Origin of the sequence: Streptomyces sp. NPDC048275 (genome assembly GCF_040652275.1) — a bacterium.
Classification (GTDB): Bacteria; Actinomycetota; Actinomycetes; order Streptomycetales; family Streptomycetaceae; genus Streptomyces.
Genome location: NZ_JBEZLR010000079.1, coordinates 26913 through 44822, shown reverse-complemented (window position 1 = coordinate 44822; position 17910 = coordinate 26913). Strand labels below are relative to the sequence as shown.

Annotated in this window: 21 protein-coding genes; 11 read left to right on the top strand and 10 right to left on the bottom strand. The window is 70.2% G+C overall.

Going from position 1 to position 17910, the window contains the following annotated elements; genetic code table 11:
- Positions 1-146 precede the first annotated feature (146 nt).
- The gene (locus AB0D57_RS34560; RefSeq protein ID WP_362082329.1) at positions 147-1067 is read right to left on the bottom strand and encodes an EamA family transporter; all 921 of its coding nucleotides are present in this window, start codon (positions 1065-1067) and stop codon (positions 147-149) included.
- A 111-nt stretch (positions 1068-1178) separates the two neighbouring features.
- On the opposite strand from AB0D57_RS34560, the gene AB0D57_RS34555 reads away from it, so the two are divergent.
- Positions 1179-1694, top strand: a complete 516-nt coding sequence (locus tag AB0D57_RS34555; RefSeq protein ID WP_362082326.1) for a MarR family transcriptional regulator — start codon at positions 1179-1181, stop codon at positions 1692-1694.
- 153 nt (positions 1695-1847) lie between these two features.
- Here the strand turns inward: AB0D57_RS34555 and AB0D57_RS34550 are convergent, their stop codons facing one another.
- From AB0D57_RS34550 to AB0D57_RS34540, 3 genes are all read right to left on the bottom strand, one after another.
- Positions 1848-2093 (bottom strand): hypothetical protein, encoded by a 246-nt coding sequence (locus AB0D57_RS34550; protein WP_362082323.1) that lies wholly within the window; start codon positions 2091-2093, stop codon positions 1848-1850.
- An 81-nt stretch (positions 2094-2174) separates the two neighbouring features.
- Entirely contained in the window at positions 2175-4328 is a 2154-nt protein-coding gene (gene malQ, locus AB0D57_RS34545; protein ID WP_362082320.1) for a 4-alpha-glucanotransferase, read from the bottom strand.
- Positions 4329-4577: a hypothetical protein gene (locus tag AB0D57_RS34540; RefSeq protein WP_362082317.1), complete on the bottom strand. Its 249-nt coding sequence runs from the start codon at positions 4575-4577 to the stop codon at positions 4329-4331. It lies immediately after the preceding gene.
- Between the two features lie 257 nt (positions 4578-4834).
- Here AB0D57_RS34540 and AB0D57_RS34535 point away from each other — a divergent pair, with 257 nt between their 5' ends.
- Genes AB0D57_RS34535 through AB0D57_RS34525 form a run of 3 tightly spaced genes read left to right on the top strand, consistent with a single transcriptional unit; the run spans position 4835 to position 7451 of the window.
- Entirely contained in the window at positions 4835-5368 is a 534-nt protein-coding gene (locus tag AB0D57_RS34535; RefSeq protein WP_362082314.1) for a PadR family transcriptional regulator, read from the top strand.
- Positions 5365-6111, top strand: a complete 747-nt coding sequence (locus AB0D57_RS34530) for an ABC transporter ATP-binding protein (RefSeq protein WP_362082311.1) — start codon at positions 5365-5367, stop codon at positions 6109-6111. Before AB0D57_RS34535 ends, AB0D57_RS34530 begins: the two co-directional genes overlap by 4 nt.
- Entirely contained in the window at positions 6108-7451 is a 1344-nt protein-coding gene (locus tag AB0D57_RS34525; protein ID WP_362082308.1) for an ABC transporter permease, read from the top strand. The genes AB0D57_RS34530 and AB0D57_RS34525 overlap by 4 nt, the downstream gene beginning before the upstream one ends.
- 125 nt (positions 7452-7576) lie before the next feature.
- Here the strand turns inward: AB0D57_RS34525 and AB0D57_RS34520 are convergent, their stop codons facing one another.
- Complete coding sequence (locus AB0D57_RS34520; RefSeq protein WP_266699227.1) at positions 7577-8113, bottom strand: HNH endonuclease; 537 nt, start codon at positions 8111-8113, stop codon at positions 7577-7579.
- Positions 8114-8385: 272 nt separating this feature from the next.
- On the opposite strand from AB0D57_RS34520, the gene AB0D57_RS34515 reads away from it, so the two are divergent.
- Both AB0D57_RS34515 and AB0D57_RS34510 read left to right on the top strand, forming a co-directional pair.
- Positions 8386-9474, top strand: a complete 1089-nt coding sequence (locus AB0D57_RS34515; protein ID WP_362082304.1) for a mechanosensitive ion channel family protein — start codon at positions 8386-8388, stop codon at positions 9472-9474.
- Positions 9475-9671: 197 nt separating this feature from the next.
- Positions 9672-10301 carry a Uma2 family endonuclease gene (locus tag AB0D57_RS34510; RefSeq protein ID WP_362082301.1) on the top strand — a complete coding sequence of 210 codons (630 nt, stop codon included), beginning with the start codon at positions 9672-9674 and terminating at the stop codon, positions 10299-10301.
- 47 nt (positions 10302-10348) lie between these two features.
- On the opposite strand, the gene AB0D57_RS34505 is transcribed toward AB0D57_RS34510, so the two are convergent.
- From AB0D57_RS34505 to AB0D57_RS34495, 3 genes are read right to left on the bottom strand one after another with little or no spacing between them, the layout of a single operon-like run.
- Positions 10349-10600: a hypothetical protein gene (locus AB0D57_RS34505; RefSeq protein WP_362082298.1), complete on the bottom strand. Its 252-nt coding sequence runs from the start codon at positions 10598-10600 to the stop codon at positions 10349-10351.
- The gene (locus tag AB0D57_RS34500; RefSeq protein WP_362082295.1) at positions 10593-11003 is read right to left on the bottom strand and encodes a hypothetical protein; all 411 of its coding nucleotides are present in this window, start codon (positions 11001-11003) and stop codon (positions 10593-10595) included. Before AB0D57_RS34500 ends, AB0D57_RS34505 begins: the two co-directional genes overlap by 8 nt.
- Entirely contained in the window at positions 10994-11428 is a 435-nt protein-coding gene (locus AB0D57_RS34495; RefSeq protein WP_362082292.1) for an ATP-binding protein, read from the bottom strand. The genes AB0D57_RS34500 and AB0D57_RS34495 overlap by 10 nt, the downstream gene beginning before the upstream one ends.
- A gap of 171 nt (positions 11429-11599) precedes the next feature.
- On the opposite strand from AB0D57_RS34495, the gene AB0D57_RS34490 reads away from it, so the two are divergent.
- Positions 11600-12487, top strand: coding sequence for a helix-turn-helix transcriptional regulator (locus AB0D57_RS34490; RefSeq protein ID WP_362082289.1), 888 nt, complete (start codon positions 11600-11602; stop codon positions 12485-12487).
- 3 nt (positions 12488-12490) lie between these two features.
- Positions 12491-12682, top strand: a complete 192-nt coding sequence (locus AB0D57_RS34485; RefSeq protein ID WP_362082286.1) for a DUF397 domain-containing protein — start codon at positions 12491-12493, stop codon at positions 12680-12682.
- Here the strand turns inward: AB0D57_RS34485 and AB0D57_RS34480 are convergent.
- Positions 12675-12983 carry a hypothetical protein gene (locus AB0D57_RS34480; protein ID WP_362082283.1) on the bottom strand — a complete coding sequence of 103 codons (309 nt, stop codon included), beginning with the start codon at positions 12981-12983 and terminating at the stop codon, positions 12675-12677. The two genes, AB0D57_RS34485 and AB0D57_RS34480, sit on opposite strands and share 8 nt — an antisense overlap.
- Entirely contained in the window at positions 12976-13575 is a 600-nt protein-coding gene (locus tag AB0D57_RS34475; RefSeq protein WP_362082280.1) for a hypothetical protein, read from the bottom strand. Before AB0D57_RS34475 ends, AB0D57_RS34480 begins: the two co-directional genes overlap by 8 nt.
- Before the next feature lie 485 nt (positions 13576-14060).
- On the opposite strand from AB0D57_RS34475, the gene AB0D57_RS34470 reads away from it, so the two are divergent.
- The 3 genes from AB0D57_RS34470 (at position 14061) to AB0D57_RS34460 (ending at position 17904) form a co-directional block, all read left to right on the top strand.
- A complete protein-coding gene (locus tag AB0D57_RS34470) occupies positions 14061-14897 on the top strand; it encodes a hypothetical protein (protein WP_362082277.1) in 837 nt (278 codons plus the stop codon).
- A gap of 418 nt (positions 14898-15315) precedes the next feature.
- A complete protein-coding gene (locus AB0D57_RS34465; protein WP_362082338.1) occupies positions 15316-16479 on the top strand; it encodes an ROK family transcriptional regulator in 1164 nt (387 codons plus the stop codon).
- Positions 16480-16566: 87 nt separating this feature from the next.
- Positions 16567-17904 carry an ABC transporter substrate-binding protein gene (locus tag AB0D57_RS34460; RefSeq protein WP_362082274.1) on the top strand — a complete coding sequence of 446 codons (1338 nt, stop codon included), beginning with the start codon at positions 16567-16569 and terminating at the stop codon, positions 17902-17904.
- Positions 17905-17910 lie beyond the last annotated feature (6 nt).

Sequence of the window (17910 nt, the reverse complement as noted above, 5' to 3'; positions counted from 1 at the left end):
GCCCCTGGCGGGGGCCTGGGGGCGGAGCCCCTGGCGGGGGTCCAGGGGGCGCAGCGCCCCTGGCGGGGGTCTGGGGGCGGAGCCCCCAGGGATGGGACGGGTAGGGGCGGCGGGGGCGAACAAACCACCCCACAGGCGCCCACCCCCTACCTCCGCAGAACCGGAGCCGTCACACGCACCGCCCCCGCGGCAGCGCCCCGCACGGACGCCCCAGCCGCCCCAAGCTGCCCGACCACCGTCGCCCCGAACGCCACCACCATCCCCGCCACCTGTACCGGCGTCAGCGCCTGCCCCAGCGCCGCCCACCCGATGACGGCCGCGGTCAGCGGCGACAGCGGGCCGAGGAAGGTGACCTGTGTCGCGGCGAGCTGCCCGATACCGCGGAACCAGAGCCAGTACGCGACCGCCGTGTTCGCCAGCGCGAGGTACAGATACCCGCCGACCGCCCGGCCGTCCAGCGCGGGCGGCGTGCCCTCGACGAGGACGGCGACCGGCACGATCAGCAGCCCACCGGCCGTCAGCTGCCAGGCGGTCAGCGCCAGCGGACCGACCCCGTCCGGCCGCCCCCACCGTTTGGTGAGCACCGTACCGGCGGACATCGACGCGGTCGCGGCGAGCGCGGCGAGGACGCCCACCGGATCGAGCGCGTCCGCCGCCTTCAGGACGACGAGGCTGACGCCGAGGGCCGCGGCGATGCCGGTGAGGAGCGTACGGAGGGTCGGGCGGTCGCCGAGCAGCAGCGCCGCGAGCCCCGCGACGAACAGCGGCCCGACCGAGCCGACGACCGCCGCCAGGCCGCCGGGCAGCCGGTACGCGGAGAGGAACAGCAGCGGGAAGAAGGCGCCGATGTTCAGCGCGCCCAGCGTCGTCGCCTTCCACCACCAGGCGCCGCGCGGCAGCACCCGGGCCAACACGAGGAGCAACAGCCCGGCGGGCAGGGCGCGCATCACCCCGGTGAACAGGGGCCGGTCGGCGGGGAGGAACTCGCTGGTGACGGCGTAGGTGCTGCCCCAGGAGATGGGGGCCAGCGCGGTGAGGGCTATGAGGGTGGGTCGATTGACAGCCATGAAAACTAACTTAGCAGCAAGCTACTTATAACTAAGTCGCTTAGCACTCACCCACTTCCCATCAAGCTACTTTCTTGCGAGCTACCCGACCACGGGCGGATACTCACCCCCATGAGCACGAGCACCCCGAAGGACCCCGTCGACGCGATCATCGAGCAGTGGGCCACCGTGCGGCCGGACCTCGACACCGCCGCGATGGAGGTCTTCGGACGGATCTACCGGCTTGCCCGCACGATGGGCGACCGGATGGAGAAGGCGTACGCGCCGTACGGCATCTCGCGCGGGGAGTTCGACGTGCTGGCGACCCTGCGCCGCTCGGATGCCCCGTACGCGCTCTCGCCCCGGCAGCTCTCGGCGACGCTGATGCTCACCACCGGCGGGATGACCGGGCGCCTGGACAAGCTGGAGCGCGCGGGGCTGCTGCGGCGGTCCCCCGACCCGCACGACCGGCGCGGACTCCAGGTGACGCTCACCGACAAGGGGCTGCGGCTCATCGACGAGGCGGTCGGTGCGGGACTCGCCGTCCAGACGGCGGCCCTGGCCCACCTGGACGAGAAGCAGGCCGACCAACTGGCCGCCCTGTTGCGCGAGTTGCTCGTCGGAGCCGGAGCTGACGCCGGCTCCTGACGTCGACCGGAGCTCTCACCGTCGTATCTCACAGCGCCGAGCACCTGTCGGAGGCACCCAGGAAAACACGTCGAGGGAGCCCGCGCACCCGGTGGATGCGCGGACTCCCTCGACGGAGCGATGGAGGAGAGGGCCGGAATGAGCCCTCCGGGATCAGCCCCGCTTCTGGCCGAGCTGCTTGTCGGACTTGTCGAGGACCATCACGAGACCCGCGATGACCAGGAACAGCACGATCGGCGCGGCGACGTAGAGACCGAGCGTGTCGATCACGCTCAGGCCCGGACCGGGGTCGTCACCGTCGTCGGGCGTCACCGCGAGCGCGGGGGACGACATGAGCAGCATCATCAGCGTCGTACCGGAAGCCAGGGCGCCGGCGCGCAGGGCGTTCTTCTTGTCCACGGTGCAAACGTAGCGAACACCTAAACGAGCCGCGCGCCCGGGGTGCCGTACGGACGCATCACGAGGTGCCCTACACCGACGTCAGCGCGCCGCGCGACCACCGCCACCGCCCCCGCCACCGCCCCCTCCATCACCCGCACGCGCCCGCACCCGCGCCCGCAGCACCTCGATCAGCGCATGCAGCCGCGGTGACGCGGCCAGTTCCTCCAGCGTCACCGGGCGACCGTCCGCGTCGGCGATGGGCAGCCGCCAGTTCGGATACTGGTCCCAGGTGCCCGGCAGGTTCTGCGGGCGGCGGTCGCCGACCGCGTCCGGGAGCCAGACGCCGATCATGCGGGCGGGCGTACGCAGCAGGAACCGGTGCACGGCCTGGATCTCGGCCTCCTCCAGCACCGCCGAGCCACCACCGCCCCCGCGGCCCGCACCGTGCAGCAGCCCGAGCCGGGCGAACACCGCCAGCCACTCCCCCGTCTCCGCCGCGGCCGCGGCCCGCTCCTCCTCCAGGGAACCGGTCAACAGGCCGAGCCGGTCGCGGAGTTCGACGTGGTCGCCGCTGAACCGGGACGCGGTGGGTGGCAGGTCGTGGGTGGTGGCGGTGGCCAGGCAGTCGGCACGCCAGCGCTCGGGGGGAAGGGGCAGTCCGTCGCCGTCCCAGTCACGTTCGAACCACAGCACCGACGTGCCGAGCACCCCGCGCTCCTGCAGCGTCTCGCGCACCCCCGGCTCCACGGTGCCGAGGTCCTCGCCGATCACCAGGGCCCCTGCCCGCGAGGCCTCCAGGGTCAGGATCGCGAGCATCGCCTCGGCGTCGTAACGGACGTACGTCCCCTCCGTGGGCGGCTGCCCCTGCGGGACCCACCAGAGCCGGAACAGACCCATGACGTGGTCGATGCGCAGGGCGCCCGCGTAGCGGAAGAGGGCGCGCAGGAGGTGGCGGTAGGGCGCGTAGCCCGAGGCGGCCAGCCGGTCCGGGCGCCAGGGCGGCAGGCCCCAGTCCTGACCGCGCGCGTTGAAGGCGTCCGGGGGCGCGCCCACCGACATGCCCGCCGCGAAGTACTCCTGCTGCGCCCAGGCGTCGGCCCCGCCCGGGTGCACCCCGACCGCGAGATCGTGCACGAGCCCCACCGCCATCCCCGCGTCACGCGCGGATCTCTGCGCGGTGGCGAGCTGGGCGTCGGTGAGCCAGGCGAGCCGACTGTGGAAGTCGACGCGGTCCATCAACTCGCCCCGGGCACGGGCGGTTTCGGGCGAGCGGGGGTCGCGCAGGCCCGCGGGCCAGCGCTGCCACTCGGAGCCGTACACCTCGGCGAGCGCGCACCAGGTGACATGGTCCTCCAGCGCCTCGCCCTCCTGCGCGAGGAAATCGGCGTACGCGGCCCGCCGCCCTGGCCCGAGCGGCACCGCGCGCACCAGTTCCAACGCCTCGCGCTTGAGCTCCCACACGGCGTCGCGGTCGATCAACGCGCCCTTGTCCAGCACGGACTCACGCAGTCGCGCGGCACGCTCCAGCAGCGCCCGCACCCGGCCCGGGTCGTCGACGTAGGCGAACTCGGGAATGTCCTCGACCCGCAGATGCACCGGGTCGGGGAAGCGGCGGGAGGAGGGCCGGTACGGGGAGGGGTCGGTGGGGGCGCCGAGTACGGCCGCGTGCAAGGGGTTGACCTGCACGAATCCGGCGCCGAGGGCGCGGCCCGCCCAGGCGGTCAGCTCGGCGAGGTCACCGAGGTCGCCCATGCCCCAGGAGCGGTGGGACAGGAGCGAGTAGAGCTGGACGAGGAGTCCGTACGTGCGTCCGGGCGGCGCGGGCAGCCGGGCGGGGGCGGCGACGAGGTGGACGTCGGCGGTGCGGCCGTCGGGGGCGGTGGCGTGCAACGCGTGTACGCCGGGCGGGAGTTGTTCGGCCGAGGCGCGGGTCTCGCCCTGTTCGGTGGTGATGCGCAGGCGGGTGCCGTCCGGCAGCGCGGCCAGTTCGGCGGGCGTGCTGCCGCCCCAGCACACCACCGTCGGCGACAGCAGCCGCTCCCGCGTCTCGCTCTCCCGGGCGGCGAGGGCCACGCCAACGGCGTCCGGCGTGCTCGCGTCGACGCCGAGCGCAGCCAGGGCCGCGACGACCGCGCCGTCGGCGGCAGCGACCGTACGGTCCGGGGAGGGGCTGTAGGAGGTGGCGACGCCGTGCAGCTCGGCGAGCCGGGACAGCGGTGTGTCCCGAGGGCCGTCGGACGGGCGAGATGCCATCTAGACCCCCGACACGTCCGCGCCGGCACCGGCGGAACTGGGCTCGCTGGTCAGGTGCGCGGCGTCGGCCAGCGGTGGCTCGCTGGTCAGCGGCTCGGCGTCGGGGAGGGGAGGTTCGCTGGTCAGCGGCGGCTCGGCGCAGGCGCCCTCCGCGCTGTAGCTGCCGAAGATACAGACATCGGGCACGGCGGAAGGCTCCGCCGGGGGTTTGGAAAGGGCCGAGAGCAGAAGGTGTGCCGATGCGGCCACGGGGGTCTCCTTGTCGTCGTACGGCTGGAAGCGGGTTACCGCAGCCCTACCCAACGGGCGCGACGGCAGACGTACACGGACGAACAACGTGCTTGTGGTCACACTTCCGGTCACTCCTCCGGTCACACTTCCGATCACGCTTCCGGTCCCGTCTCCGCCGGTGACGAGACCCCGGGCTCCCCGGCCGCCGCGGCATTTTCAGAGATTTCCCGGCTCACTATTCACTCAGTACATATATCCAGTGCATACTGATCTTCATGAGCACCCGTCACATCCTGTTGGGGCTGCTCGCCGGAGGTCCGAACCACGGCTATGACCTCAAGCGACGGCACGACGAACGCTTCCCGCAAGCACGACCGCTGGCCTACGGGCAGGTCTACACGACCTTGCAGCGCTTGGTCCGCGACGGTCTCGCCGAAGTCGAGGGAACCGACTCGGACGGCGGTCCGGAGCGCACGATGTACCGCTCCACCGGCGACGGAACCCGTGAACTGGCCCGATGGACCGGGGAGATCACTCCACCGGCACCCTTCGTGGCGAACGAGATCTTCGCCAAGGTCGTCGTCGGAATCCTCGCCTCGACGGACGCCGCCGGCTATCTGCGGGCGCAACGCGCCGCGCACATGGCGCGGATGCGCGAGCTGACCGCGGTGAAGACGGCCCCCGGCGCCGATCTCGCGACCGTACTGTCCGCCGACTACGCCCTCACCCACCTCGACGCCGATCTCCGCTGGATGGACACCACCGCGGCCCGGCTCACCACTCTGACCGCGGAGGTCGACGCAGCATGAGCAGCAGTACCAGCAGCACCACCAGCGGTGCCGGCAGTCCAGTGCTGACAGCCCGCGACCTCGTCAAGACGCACGGCTCCACCCCGGCGCTGCGCGGCGCCTCACTGGAACTGCGCACGGGCGAGATCCTGGCTGTCACCGGGGCCAGCGGCAGCGGCAAGTCCACGCTGCTGCACTGTCTGGCAGGCATCGTCCACCCCGACGAAGGCTCGGTGGACTACCGGGGCGAACGCCTCGACAGGCTTCCCGAGAATCAGCTCAGCGCGCTGCGCCGTACCGACTTCGGCGTGGTCTTCCAGTTCGGGCAGCTGATCCCGGAGCTGACCGCGCTCGACAACGTGGCGCTGCCCCTGCTGCTCGCGGGGGCCTCGCGCCCCGCCGCCCAGGAGCGCGCGGGCGAGTGGCTGGAGCGGTTCGGCGTACGCGGGCAGGAGTCGTTGCGGCCCGGCGAGATGAGCGGCGGCCAGGCCCAGCGGGTGTCGCTGGCGCGGGCGCTGGTGACCGGCCCGAAAGTCGTCTTCGCGGACGAACCGACCGGCGCGCTGGACTCGCTCGCCGGCGAGCAGGTCATGACCGCTCTGGCGCATACCGCCCGCGAGTCCGGCATCTCCGTGCTGCTGATCACCCATGACGCCCGGGTAGCGGCGTACGCGGACCGCGAGGTGGCGCTGCGGGACGGGGTCGTGGTCGACGACGCGGCGGACGCCCTTGCGGCCGAGACCTCCGTGGAGGCGTCCCGATGAAGACCGAACTCCGGCTCGCACTGTTGCTGACCCGCGGTTCCGACCGGCGGGAGTGGTGGCGGGTCACGCTGACGGCGGTGGGCGCGGGGCTCGCCACCGGCTTCGGCCTGGCGGCGGTCGCGGTCGCCTCGCTCCAGGGGCAGTACCACGTGTCCCTCGCCGCCGGCCTGCTGGAGCAGCCGGGCGAGCGCTCGGGCATCGTCCTCACGCTGCTGCTCCTGCTGGTCCCGGTGCTGGGCTTCCTCGGGCAGTGCGCCCGCATCGGTGCCGTGCACCGCGATCGACGGCTGGCCGGGCTGCGGCTGGCGGGGGCCTCGGTGGGCCAGGTGCGGCGGATCGCCGCGCTGGAGGCGGGGCTCGCCTGCCTCGCGGGCTCGGCGGTCGCCACGGTCTTCTCCGCCCTGCTCCTGCTGCGTGAGTGGCAGCGCCCGCCCGGCATCGTCTGGGCCGGGTTCGCGCTGATCGCGGTCGCCGTTCCCGTGCTGGGTGCGCTGGTGAGCACGCTCGCGCTGCGCCGCGTGGTCGCCTCGCCGCTGGGCTGGGTGCGGCGGGTGCGCCCGAGCGGCGGCCGGGGACCGGGCCCCGCGTTCCTGGGGGCGGTACTGGTGATCCTGGTCATGGGGCTCCTCATGACCAGGGACAGCCTCCGCGGGTACACCACGGCTCCGCTGCTCGTCTTCACCGTGGTGATCCTCACCGGCATGGGCGCCGTATGGCTGACCGGCGCCACCGCCCGGCTCACGGGCCGCTCCCTCGCGGCCCGCACCGGAAACCCGGCGACGCTGATCGCGGCGGAACGCCTGCGCGACGATCCGTGGGCCGCCGCCCGCACCCACGCGGCGGTGCTGCTGGTGACCGTCGTGGGAACCGGCTTCGTGGGCATCCAGCAGGTACTGCTCGACGAACTGTACGGACGCAGTCCCGAGTCCCGCGCCGAGAACATGTCCTTCTACACCACCGGCGTCGGCCTCACCGGCGCCGCCATCCTGGTCGCCCTCGCGATCACCCTCTCCGGCCTCGCCGTGGGCACCGCCGAGTCCCTGGCCACCCGCCGCCGGGGGCTGGCCGCGCAGGCCGCCGCCGGGGTGCCGCACGCCGTACTGGGCCGGGCGCTGCTCCTGGAGACCGCCCTGCCGCTTGCTCCCGCCGTCGCGCTGGCCGGCGTCGGAGGACTGGCCATCAGCACCGGCTACGCCTCGTTCGCCGACGGCGGCGGATCGGTGCCGCTGCTCCCGCTGCTGGTGCCCGTGGCCGTCTACGCGGCCTGTCTGCTGGCCGCGGCCAGCTCGCTGCCGCTGCTGCGGCGCTCCGTCCACCCGGCGGAGCTGCGCTACACCTGACCTGCGGGCACGACCGGCTCCCCGGGAGGCACGGGGGTCCTCCTGGGGAGCCGGAACGGGGTGGCGGGGCCGTACGACACACCACGTCAGGTGGGCCGTACGACGCAACACGAAGGCCCGGATCGTCAGGCAGAAATGCCGTCGATCCGGGCCATCGCATCCTCCGCGCCGTACGGCTGCAAGTACGGCAGCCAGCGCGGGTCCCTATGCCCCGTTCCGATGATGCGCCAGGCGAGCCCCGTCGGCGGGGCGGGTTTATGGCGCAGGCGCCAGCCGATCTCGACCAGGTGACGGTCGGCCTTGGTGTGGTTGCAGCGGCGGCATGACGCCACCACGTTGTCCCAGGCGTGCTGACCCCCGCGACTGCGCGGGATGACGTGGTCGACGCTGGTTGCGACGCCACCGCAATACATGCACCGGCCGCCGTCGCGGGCGAAGAGTGCCCGTCGGGTCAGCGGAACGGGCCCCCGATAAGGGACCCGTACGAACCTCTTCAGCCGGACCACGCTGGGTGCGGGGACAGTAACGGTCGCGCTATGCATGAAGGCGCCGGATTCCTCCAAGGAGACTGCCTTGTTCTCCAGGACGAGGACGAGCGCGCGGCGGAGCGGTACGACGCCGAGTGGCTCGTACGACGCATTGAGGACCAGGACATGCGGCACGGATGCCTCCTTGTACGCCGGCGGCGCGTGGCTCGCGCCGGGACGATCTGCAGCCAGTCTCTCCTCTTGCCTGGTGGAAGCGCCACCATGTCCCGGTAACGGGCTGGGAGTGTTTTCGACCACACCCCCTTCATCCCCACGTGAGTACGGTCTCTCCCTCGAACATTGCAACGATCCACACACGATGCCCCGTTAGTGTGGTGGTTCTGCCCGTTGGTGCCCTCACATGTCCCCATGCCTCGGGCGGACCGCTACGCCTGGAGGTACCTGCCGTGTTCTCGACCGTCCTGCGGGCCGCAGGGTCAACCCCGTCGCCGTCCCCCTCGGCGACCGACCCTTCGGTCCCCTCGCTTCAGGACGCCCAGGAAAGCGCGAACAACGCCGCGAGCTGGGTCGAGCAGAACTGGTCCACGTGGCTGGCGATCGGCCTGCGCGTGCTGCTGATCCTGGTGATCGCGGCGGTACTGAGAGTGGCGGTCCGGCGGGCGATCACCAAGCTCATAGAACGGATGAACCGCACGGCCCAGGCGGTCGACGGCACCGCGCTCGGCGGTCTGCTGGTGAACGTGGAGCGCCGCCGCCAGCGCTCCCAGGCCATCGGTTCGGTCCTGCGCTCGGTCGCCTCCTTCCTGATCATGGGCACGGCCTCGCTGATGGTCCTCGGCACGTTCGAGATCGACCTGGCCCCGCTGCTGGCCTCCGCCGGTGTCGCGGGCGTCGCGATCGGTTTCGGCGCCCGCAACCTGGTCACGGACTTCCTCTCCGGCGTCTTCATGATCCTTGAGGACCAGTACGGCGTCGGCGACTCGATCGACGCGGGCGTCGCCTCCGGCGAGGTGATCGAGGTGGGCCTGCGCGTCACCAAGCTCCGTGGCGACAACGGCGAGATCTGGTACGTCCGCAACGGCGAGGTCAAGCGGATCGGCAACCTCTCCCAGGGCTGGTCCACCGCCGGGGTCGACGTGACCGTCCGCCCGTCCGAGGACCTGGACAAGGTGAAGGCCACCATCAACGAGGTCGCCGGGCGAATGAGCAAGGAAGAGCCCTGGAACGAGCGCCTCTGGGGCCCGATCGAGATCCTCGGCCTCGACAGCGTCCTCCTCGACTCGATGGTCGTGCGCGTCTCGGCAAAGACGATGCCCGGCAAGTCCCTGCTGGTCGAGCGTGAGCTGCGCTGGCGCATCAAGTACGCCTTCGACGCGGAGGGCATCCGCATCGTCGGCGGAATCCCGGCCCAGTCGGCGGACGAGCCGGCCGCGGACCCGACCGCGGGCATGTCGGCCCCGTCGGCCTTCGCCAACACCTCCTCACCCCAGTCGGCGGCGGCTTCGCCCCTGACTCCGCCGAGTACGACGAAGTAGGACGGCTCACGAGGGAGGCGGCACCCGGGGATCCGGGGGCCGCCTCTTGGCGTGTGCGGGGAGGAACGGAACGGTTCAGCACGCTCGTTCGAGTGAGAGCTCCGGCCTTCGGGCGAGGCGCGCCGTCCGACCGCCCCATGGTTCTTCCGAGGCACCCGAGGCGAGCGCCTCGCACCAGCACGACGAGGAGAACCTTGATGAGCACCATCGTCATCGCGAAACCGGGCACGGATCCCCTGCAAGACCCCATCGACCTGCTGATCGCCTTCGAGGAAGCGAGCGCGGCACCGATTCGACCCGAGTACGTCGAGGAGACGGTCGTCGTGCCGCGACTGGCGGATGACGGACACAACCACGGAGCCGGCGAACTGAGCTACCAGCTTCACGCCGCAGGATGCGTCCACACAGGGACGGGCAACGGCTACCGAGCCGCCGATGAGGACGCCGACACCACGGCTCTGCTCATCCCGGACTTCTACGTCCTCCACCGCGACCCGACCGAAGCCGACAAGTCTTACCGAAAGACCTACAAGGGTTGGTATCCCATCGACATGATCGCCTTGGTCGGCGAGGTCACCTCCACCCATCACTGGACGGACACCGGCCCCAAGCTCCGCACCTACGCCGCCGCCGGCGTCCCCGTCTACGTCCTGATCAACCGCCGCGCGAAAACAGCCCACTGCTACACCGAACCGATCACCCCCGGCGACGACCCGACCGAGGCGTACTACGACTCCGAGATCAAGGTCGACCTGGGCAAGCCGTTGCCGCTGCCCGTCCCGTACCCGACGCTCGAGACGGCTGCCTTCCTGGAGGCGGAGGAGTAACCGTCCAGTCGCCTCCCGGCGGCTTCTCGTCATACGGCTGGAAGCCGTCACCCGAACCAGCTCACCTGCACCACCACGATCCGCTCGCCCCGCACGTCCGTCAGATACGTGAGCATGAGCAGTCCCCTGCTCTCGGTCCGCACGCCCGGCCCCGGGCCGGTGTAGGCGGCTCCCTCCAGGAAGACCATGGACTCACGTACGGCGATCTCATTGGCCAAGCGCTCAGCCTCGGCCCGCGCCGCCTCCGGGAACCCGTCCAGCAGATCGTCCTGGAACGGCTCCCAGTGCCAGTCAGCCACCGGCAACCTCACGATGCGCGGCGCGCACGATCTCGCCGGCTTCGCGAATCGCACGGTCCCGTGCGGCCGGATCCGGGCTACTGATCGCCCGCTCCGCCGCGTGCAGACGGCGTGCGGTCTCCGGGTGCCGCTCGATCTCGACGACAACACCCCATTCCCGGTAGAACATCCGGATCGGTACGACGCTGTCCTCGTCGCCCGCCCGGACGAAAGCCTTCTGGAGGTCCTCGAAAAATTCGGGGAGCCGGGACGGCGCGACAGTCGCCACAGCCTGGCGCAGTGCCGGGAGTGTGAGCTCGGGCCGGGGAATGAGCGGACCGTCCCCGTCCGCGTACGGCATGGTCATCGGCCGTCCCTTCCGCTCGTCCAGCGCCCTCACGGCACGTGCCCACGCTAGCGCCATTCCCGTCGCTCCTCCGCACCCGCGAGCAGATCCCACTCCGCGTACACCGTCTTGCCGACGCTCCGAGGCTCGCACCCCCAGCGATGGGCCAGCACCCCGACGATTAACAGTCCCCGCCCGAACTGATCGGTGCCCTCCGCTGCCCGCGGGCACGGCAGCCGCTCTCCGCGCGGGTCACTCACCTCGGCCCGGAGTACGGATTCGGTGGCCGTGATGCGTACGCCAATGAGTCGGTCCCGGAGACTGCCATGCAGCAGGGCGTTGGTCATCAGCTCGGAAACGACGAGGGCGACGTCTCCGGCGAGGGCGGGGTGCCCCCACTCCGTGACGAGCCGTGCGGCTCTGTGGCGGCCGAGGGTGACACTGCCAGCGAGCGGGGTGTAGTTGAGACGGTCCTCGTGGAGGACGGGTGGGGCATCGGCCATAGGGACACGCACCTCTCTGTGCGATCGGGATCACCAAGCGGATCCGCTGCGTAATCCATTGCGCACTGAAAGTAGCGGCCTGTTCTTCTCGGGGGCAATCGGTTCGGGGAAGTTATTCCCCAAAGAGTGGAGGTGGTCGACTCTGTGACCCTTGCGGGACAGACTGTGACCGTGAAGCGATCGACCCAACCCGCAAGCAACCGGGCGTCAACTGTCCTTGGCCGCAGACTCGGTGGCGAACTCCTGCGTTTGCGTGACGCGGCAGGCAAAACCCAGCAGCAGGCCGCCGAGTCCATCAACGCGACCGGCACCAAGATCGTGAAGATGGAGCGCGGCTGGGTGCCGATGCGGGACCCGGACATCCGGGTGCTGTGCGAGTTCTACGGCGCCGAGGACCGCAAAGCAGTGGCGCGGCTCCTGGACTTGGCCAGGCTGGACCGCGAACGGCGCAAGGCCAAGGGATGGTGGCAGCACTCGCCTCATCCGGGCACACTGTCCGAGTACATCGCACTCGAGGACGCCGCGAGCCGAGTGCGTACCTGGCAACTTTCCCTTGTTCCCGGCCTGTTCCAGACCGCGGAGTACGCCCGCGCGCTGGCAGTCACCGAAGGCGTGGGCGTTTGGGAGGACCCCGACGAGATCGAGCGACTCGTCGAGATCCGTATGCGCCGCCAAGCACGTCTGCACGACGAGCGCCCGCTCCAGGTCTACGCCGTCACCTGGGAAGCAGCACTACGGCAGTTGATCGGCGGCCCCAGCACGATGCGCGCCCAACTGGAGCGACTGCTGGAGGTGACCAAATTGCCGAACGTACGCCTGCAAGTACTGCCGTTCCACGCGGGCGGACACCCTTGCATCCCAGGCCCGTTCACCATCGTCTCGTTCGCCGAAGCCGAGGCCGTGGACGTGGTCCATGCTGACACCATCGCATCTACTGTATGGATGGAAAACGAGGCCGAGAGCGCCGCGTACAGCACGTTCTTCGAACGTACGGCGCGGCTGAGCCTCGCCCAGCACGACTCAGCCCTGCTGATCGACGCCATCCGCCAGGAGATCTGACCCATGAACAAGTTCGACTTCGTCAAATCCACCTACAGCAGCACCGCTGGCGAATGCGTCGAAGTCGCCCGCAACATCCCCGGCACCATAGCCATCCGCGACTCCAAGACACCCGACGGCCCGATACTCCGCCTCACCCCGACCGCCTGGGCGTACTTCGCCGCGCGGGTCCTCCCGCACTCGGACGTCAGCTGATCCGCTCGCGCCCCGTCGCGAAGAACTTCCCCACGTAAGAGTCGGCAGGCAGGTCGCTCTCCCGCATGAGGGAGAAGACCTCTGCCCCCTCCCCCGGCACCCCGTCCATCCGGAACGACTCGGCGAAGCCGGTGTACTCGGTGTCCTCCAGTGCCGCGCAGTACTCCAGCGCCTCGGCCTCCGCACGGCCGATCGCCTCGTCCGGCGAGCCGGCGGTCCACAGCGTCACGCGCTCCTCATAGACACCCAGGTCACGATGGCGGAACACGCAGCGAACGCCGTACCACGACAGGTCATCCACGTGAGTTCTCCAGTTCCCCCGGTGTGGACACCGCGCCCACCAGTCCCCCCACCCGGGCGATCTGGCACACGGCGACGAAGGACGCTCCCCTGCGCAGTCCCGCCACCCCCCAGTTGCCCTCTCCGTCCCTGAGGTCGAGCAGGACGGTGCCCGAACCCGCGTCGAAGACGAGCGACCCCCAGACGGACGACTCGGAACGGCCCGGCCGCCACCTGAACCGGATCTCCTCCTGGCCCTTCTCGGCAACGAGGAACACCCGCTCCGAGGCGGTCAGTTCACTGCGGACCCGCTCCAGCCACCCGTCCGCCACAGCCGCCGGACGCAGCAGATGCGTCTGCCTCTCCTTCAGCACTTGGGCAGAGAACTCGAGACCCGCGCCACGGGCCCGCCTCCTCAGTGACAGCCATCCCAGCGCCGCCCATACGAGACTGACGACTCCCCACGCCAGCAGACTGGAGCCCACGTCCTCGCCCAGGCTCGCCCACGAGAACCCGTCCTGCCAGAGCGCGATGATCAACTGGGTGCCCACCAGGGGGCCGCACAGAACCACGGCCGACCGCCAGCAACCCATCAGCAGTCTCAGGTGCGCCATCACGAATCCCCGCCCTCCCCGTCCCCCTCGGGACGGGCCATGTCGTAGGCCTCGCAGGACAGCGAGGCGCAGGACGATGCGGAAGTCACCTTGGAGCTCCCCCTCGGAACCGAACGGTTCTCGCCATCACCGCCCCATACCAAACGGTTCACCTTCATGCGGCGGATCATAGGAACCCGATCCTGTGAAGATGACGGAAAAGCTGCCCGGTCACCGTCACGCGGCGCGGCCACGCCACCGTCCCCACCAGGACGGATCGTCACAAAGCCTGCCCCCCTGCCCCACCCGCACGCCGACCGATCGTGACGAAGCCGTGATGGGCGTGGACCACGCTCCTGGCGCACCGCCACCCCGGCAGCAGAATTAATCCCCTTCACATGCCCCCCGCATTCCAGCCACATCCGCAACCGTCTACTGTCACCCCAACAGCGCGCCCTTGTTCTGGAGCTCAACGCCCAGGGGCCCGCTTCGAATGTGGGGAATTCATGCGCAAGTTCGCCATAGGCACCGTCGTGTCCGGTGCCCTGGCTCTGTCCGCCCTGGCCGTGCCGTCCGCGTCGGCCACCACGCCGGACCTCACCTTCTCCAACGTGGTGGTGAACAGCGGCAAGGCGATCGTCGTCGGCACCACCGCCACGGTGAACATCCCGATCACGTACACCCTGACCCGCCCTGCCGACCTCGTCGTCGACTACAAGACGACGGCCGTGGGCATCGCCCTCTACCGCGGCGCCTCCCTCTCGAGGATGCAGAACGAGATGGAGCCCGTGGACGCCCCGACCTGCACCGCGACGGCGACGACCGACACCACGGTGACGGAGTCCTGCACGGAGGTCATCGCCCTCGACCCGCAGGAATACCTGTACGAGGCGGCGGACGCCACCACCTGGAAGGTCGCCGGCTTCTACGGTCGCATGGAGCAGGACGTCGACGACTCCGACGACCACATCAGCCTCGACTACAGCTACGACCTGTGGGGCGGACTCGGCACCGCCCAGATCAAGCGCGCCGCCAAGCTCACGGTCAACGCCACCCCGGAGCCGGTGAAGAAGGGCCAGACCCTCACCGTCAAGGGCACGCTGACCCGCGCCAACTGGGCGACGGGCACCTACTCCGGCTACAAGGACCAGAAGGTCACGCTTCAGTTCAAGGCCAAGAACGCCACGGCGTACACCACGGTCAAGACGGTGACCTCCGGCACCTCCGGCGCCCTCTCCACCACCGTCAAGGCCTCCGCCGACGGCACCTACCGCTACAACTTCGCCGGTACGTCCACCACGGGCGCGAAGGCCGCCACGGGCGACTACGTCGACGTGAAGTAAACAATCCCGAGGCCGCTCTCAGGCCTCAAGTGGCCCCCGCAGCACGCACATTCGTCGCTGCGGGGGCCGAGTTCTTCCCCCACCACTCGACCGGGCGCCCCGGCACGAAGCCGGCCGCCAGGGCTTGACCGGCCCTCGCGCGCGCCCAGGTTACGAGTTGATTGCCTGCCCCGCCTCCCATTGACGCCCCCGCCAACCCCGGCCTACGTTCCTCCATCAATAGGAAACCTTCCTAACAGTGATCGCGGTGGACTCCCCGGCAGCCACACTGAAAAGCTGGGCGGTCGAGAGGCAGGTGCAGACACCCATGGCAGGATCCGCCGGAACGCCGGGAACGGGCACTCCGGGAATCGGCACCCCGGGAACCGGCAGCACTCCAGGAGCCGGCACACCCGGCACCCCCCGCGTCCTGCGCGCCATGAACGACCGCGCCGCCCTGGACCTCCTCCTCGCCCACGGCCCCCTCTCAAGAACCCGGATCGGGAAGCTCACCGGGCTGTCCAAGCCCACCGCCTCCCAGCTCCTCGCCCGCCTGGAAGCCGCCGGGCTCGTGCTCGCGACCGGCACCAGCGAGGGGCGTCCGGGCCCCAACGCCCAGCTGTACGAGGTCGATCCGGGCGCCGCCCACGCGGCCGGCCTGGACGTCACTCCCGAGCGCATCCTCGCCGCCGTCGCCGATGTGACGGGGCGGACCGTGGGTGAGTACGAGCTGCCCACACCAGGGCGACGCCCCGCACAGCCCGTCGTACGCCAGGTCACCGACGCCCTCGACGGCGCGGTGAAGGCGGCAGGGCTGACCAGGGGCGACATCCATCGGCTCGTCGTCGGGACGCCCGGCGCCTTCGATCCCAACACCGGGCGGCTGCGCTACGCCTCGCACCTGCCCGGCTGGCACTCCCCGAGCCTCCTCGACGAGCTCGCGGCGGCCCTGCCCATGCCGGTCGAGTACGAGAACGACGTCAACCTCGTGGCCCTCGCCGAGCAGCGGCTCGGCGCGGCGCGCGGGCACGACGACTTCGTGCTGCTGTGGAACGAGGGCGGTCTCGGTGCCGCCCTCGTGCTCGGCGGACGCCTGCACCGCGGCTGGACCGGCGGCGCCGGTGAGGTCGGATTCCTGCCGGTGCCCGGCACACCCCTCGTACGGCAGGTGACCCGGGCCAACAGCGGTGGCTACCAGGAGCTCGCCGGCTCCCAGGCCATCCCCAAACTCGCCCGCGAACTGGGCATCAAGCCCCTGCCCACCGGGCCCCACGCCGAGGTCGCCGCCGCCCTCGTCGCCCAGGCCGCCGCCCGCAACGAAGGCCCGCACCGCAAGCTCCTGGAGACCTACGCGACCGGCCTCGCCACCGGTCTCGCCTCCCTCGTCTCGGTGCTCGACCCCGAACTCGTCGTGCTCAGCGGCACCTCGCTCACCGCGGGCGGCGAACCGTTGCGCGCCCTGGTCCAGGCCGAGTTGGAGGAGCTGGCCGCGTCCCGGCCGCGCCTCGTGGTCGGCGACGTACACGAACACCCCGTGCTACGCGGCGCGTTGGAGAGTGCGCTGGCAGCCACCCGCGACGAGGCCTTCGACACCTCCCGCTGAAGTCCCCCTCCCCTCCCCCTTGCCCTTCTCCTCAATCCGTCCTCACCCCCTTCGCCTGAGTCCCGCCTGTCCAAGGGAGACCCCGTCATGCCCGGAATGCCCCAGAAGGTGGCCACAGCGCTCGCCGCCTCCGCCTCCATAGCCCTCCTCGCCACCGCCTGTACCGGCCAGTCCTCCTCCGGTGCGGACGACGACGCCTCCAAGGACACGACGATCAACTTCTGGCACGCCTGGAGCGCGCCCAGCGAGACCAAAGCCGTGAAGTCACTGATCGCCGGATTCGAGAAGGCGCACCCCAACATTCACGTCAACATCGTCGCCAACATGACCGACGACAAGATCAATCAGGCGTTGCGCGCGGGCGGCGACAAGGCACCCGATGTCATCTCCTCCTTCACCACCAACAACGTGGGCAGGTTCTGTTCCTCCGGCGCCCTCGTCGATCTCAACCCCTTCTTCGAGAAGGCGGATATCGACCCGGAGACGACCTTCCCGAAGGCGATGAACGAATACACCCAGTTCGAAGGAGACCGCTGCTCGGTGCCGCTGCTCGGTGACGCGTACGGGCTCTACTACAACAAGACCGCCTTCAAGAAGGCCGGGATCACCAGCCCCCCGAAGACCTGGTCCGAATTCGAGACCGCCGCGAAGAAGTTGACGATCACCAAGGGCAACAGCTACTCCCAGCTCGGATTCATGCCGAACTACCACGGCTGGGAGTCCACCACCGACCACTACTTCGGCCAGTTCTCACCGACGTACTTCGACAAGAACGGCAAGTCGAACCTCGCCGACGACCCCGCCTTCGAAGCGGGATTCACCCTCCAGAAGAAACTCGTCGACGAACTCGGCGGCTACCGCAAGCTGGAGACGTACCGCTCCAAGCTCGGCGACGAATGGGGTCCCAAGCACCCCTTCCACACCGGTCAGGTCGCCATGCAGATGGACGGCGAGTGGCGGCTCGGCATGGCCGAGGAGGCGGGGACCGACTTCGAGATCGGCGTCGCCCCGCTGCCCGTGCCCGACGACCAGGCGGACCAGTACGGCAAGGGCTACATCACCGGCACCATCGCGGGCATCGCGGCCACCAGCAAGAAGCAGAACGCGGCCTGGGAACTGGTGAAATACATGACGACGGACACCGACGCCGTCGTCGGTTTCGCCAACGCCATTCACAATGTCCCGTCCACGCTCGCGGCGCTCAAGTCACCGAAGCTGAACTACGACCCGCGCTTCAAGACCTTCCTGGACATCGCCTCCGACCCGAATTCGACGACGACTCCCGCGTCGATCAACGGCGGTACGTACCTCGTGACGATCCAGCAACTCGGATACGACTACGAGAGCGGCAAGGAAAAGGATCTGAAGGCGGGGCTGAAGAAAGCCGCCGCACAGATCGACACGGACATCGCGCAGGCGAAGTAGCCCACC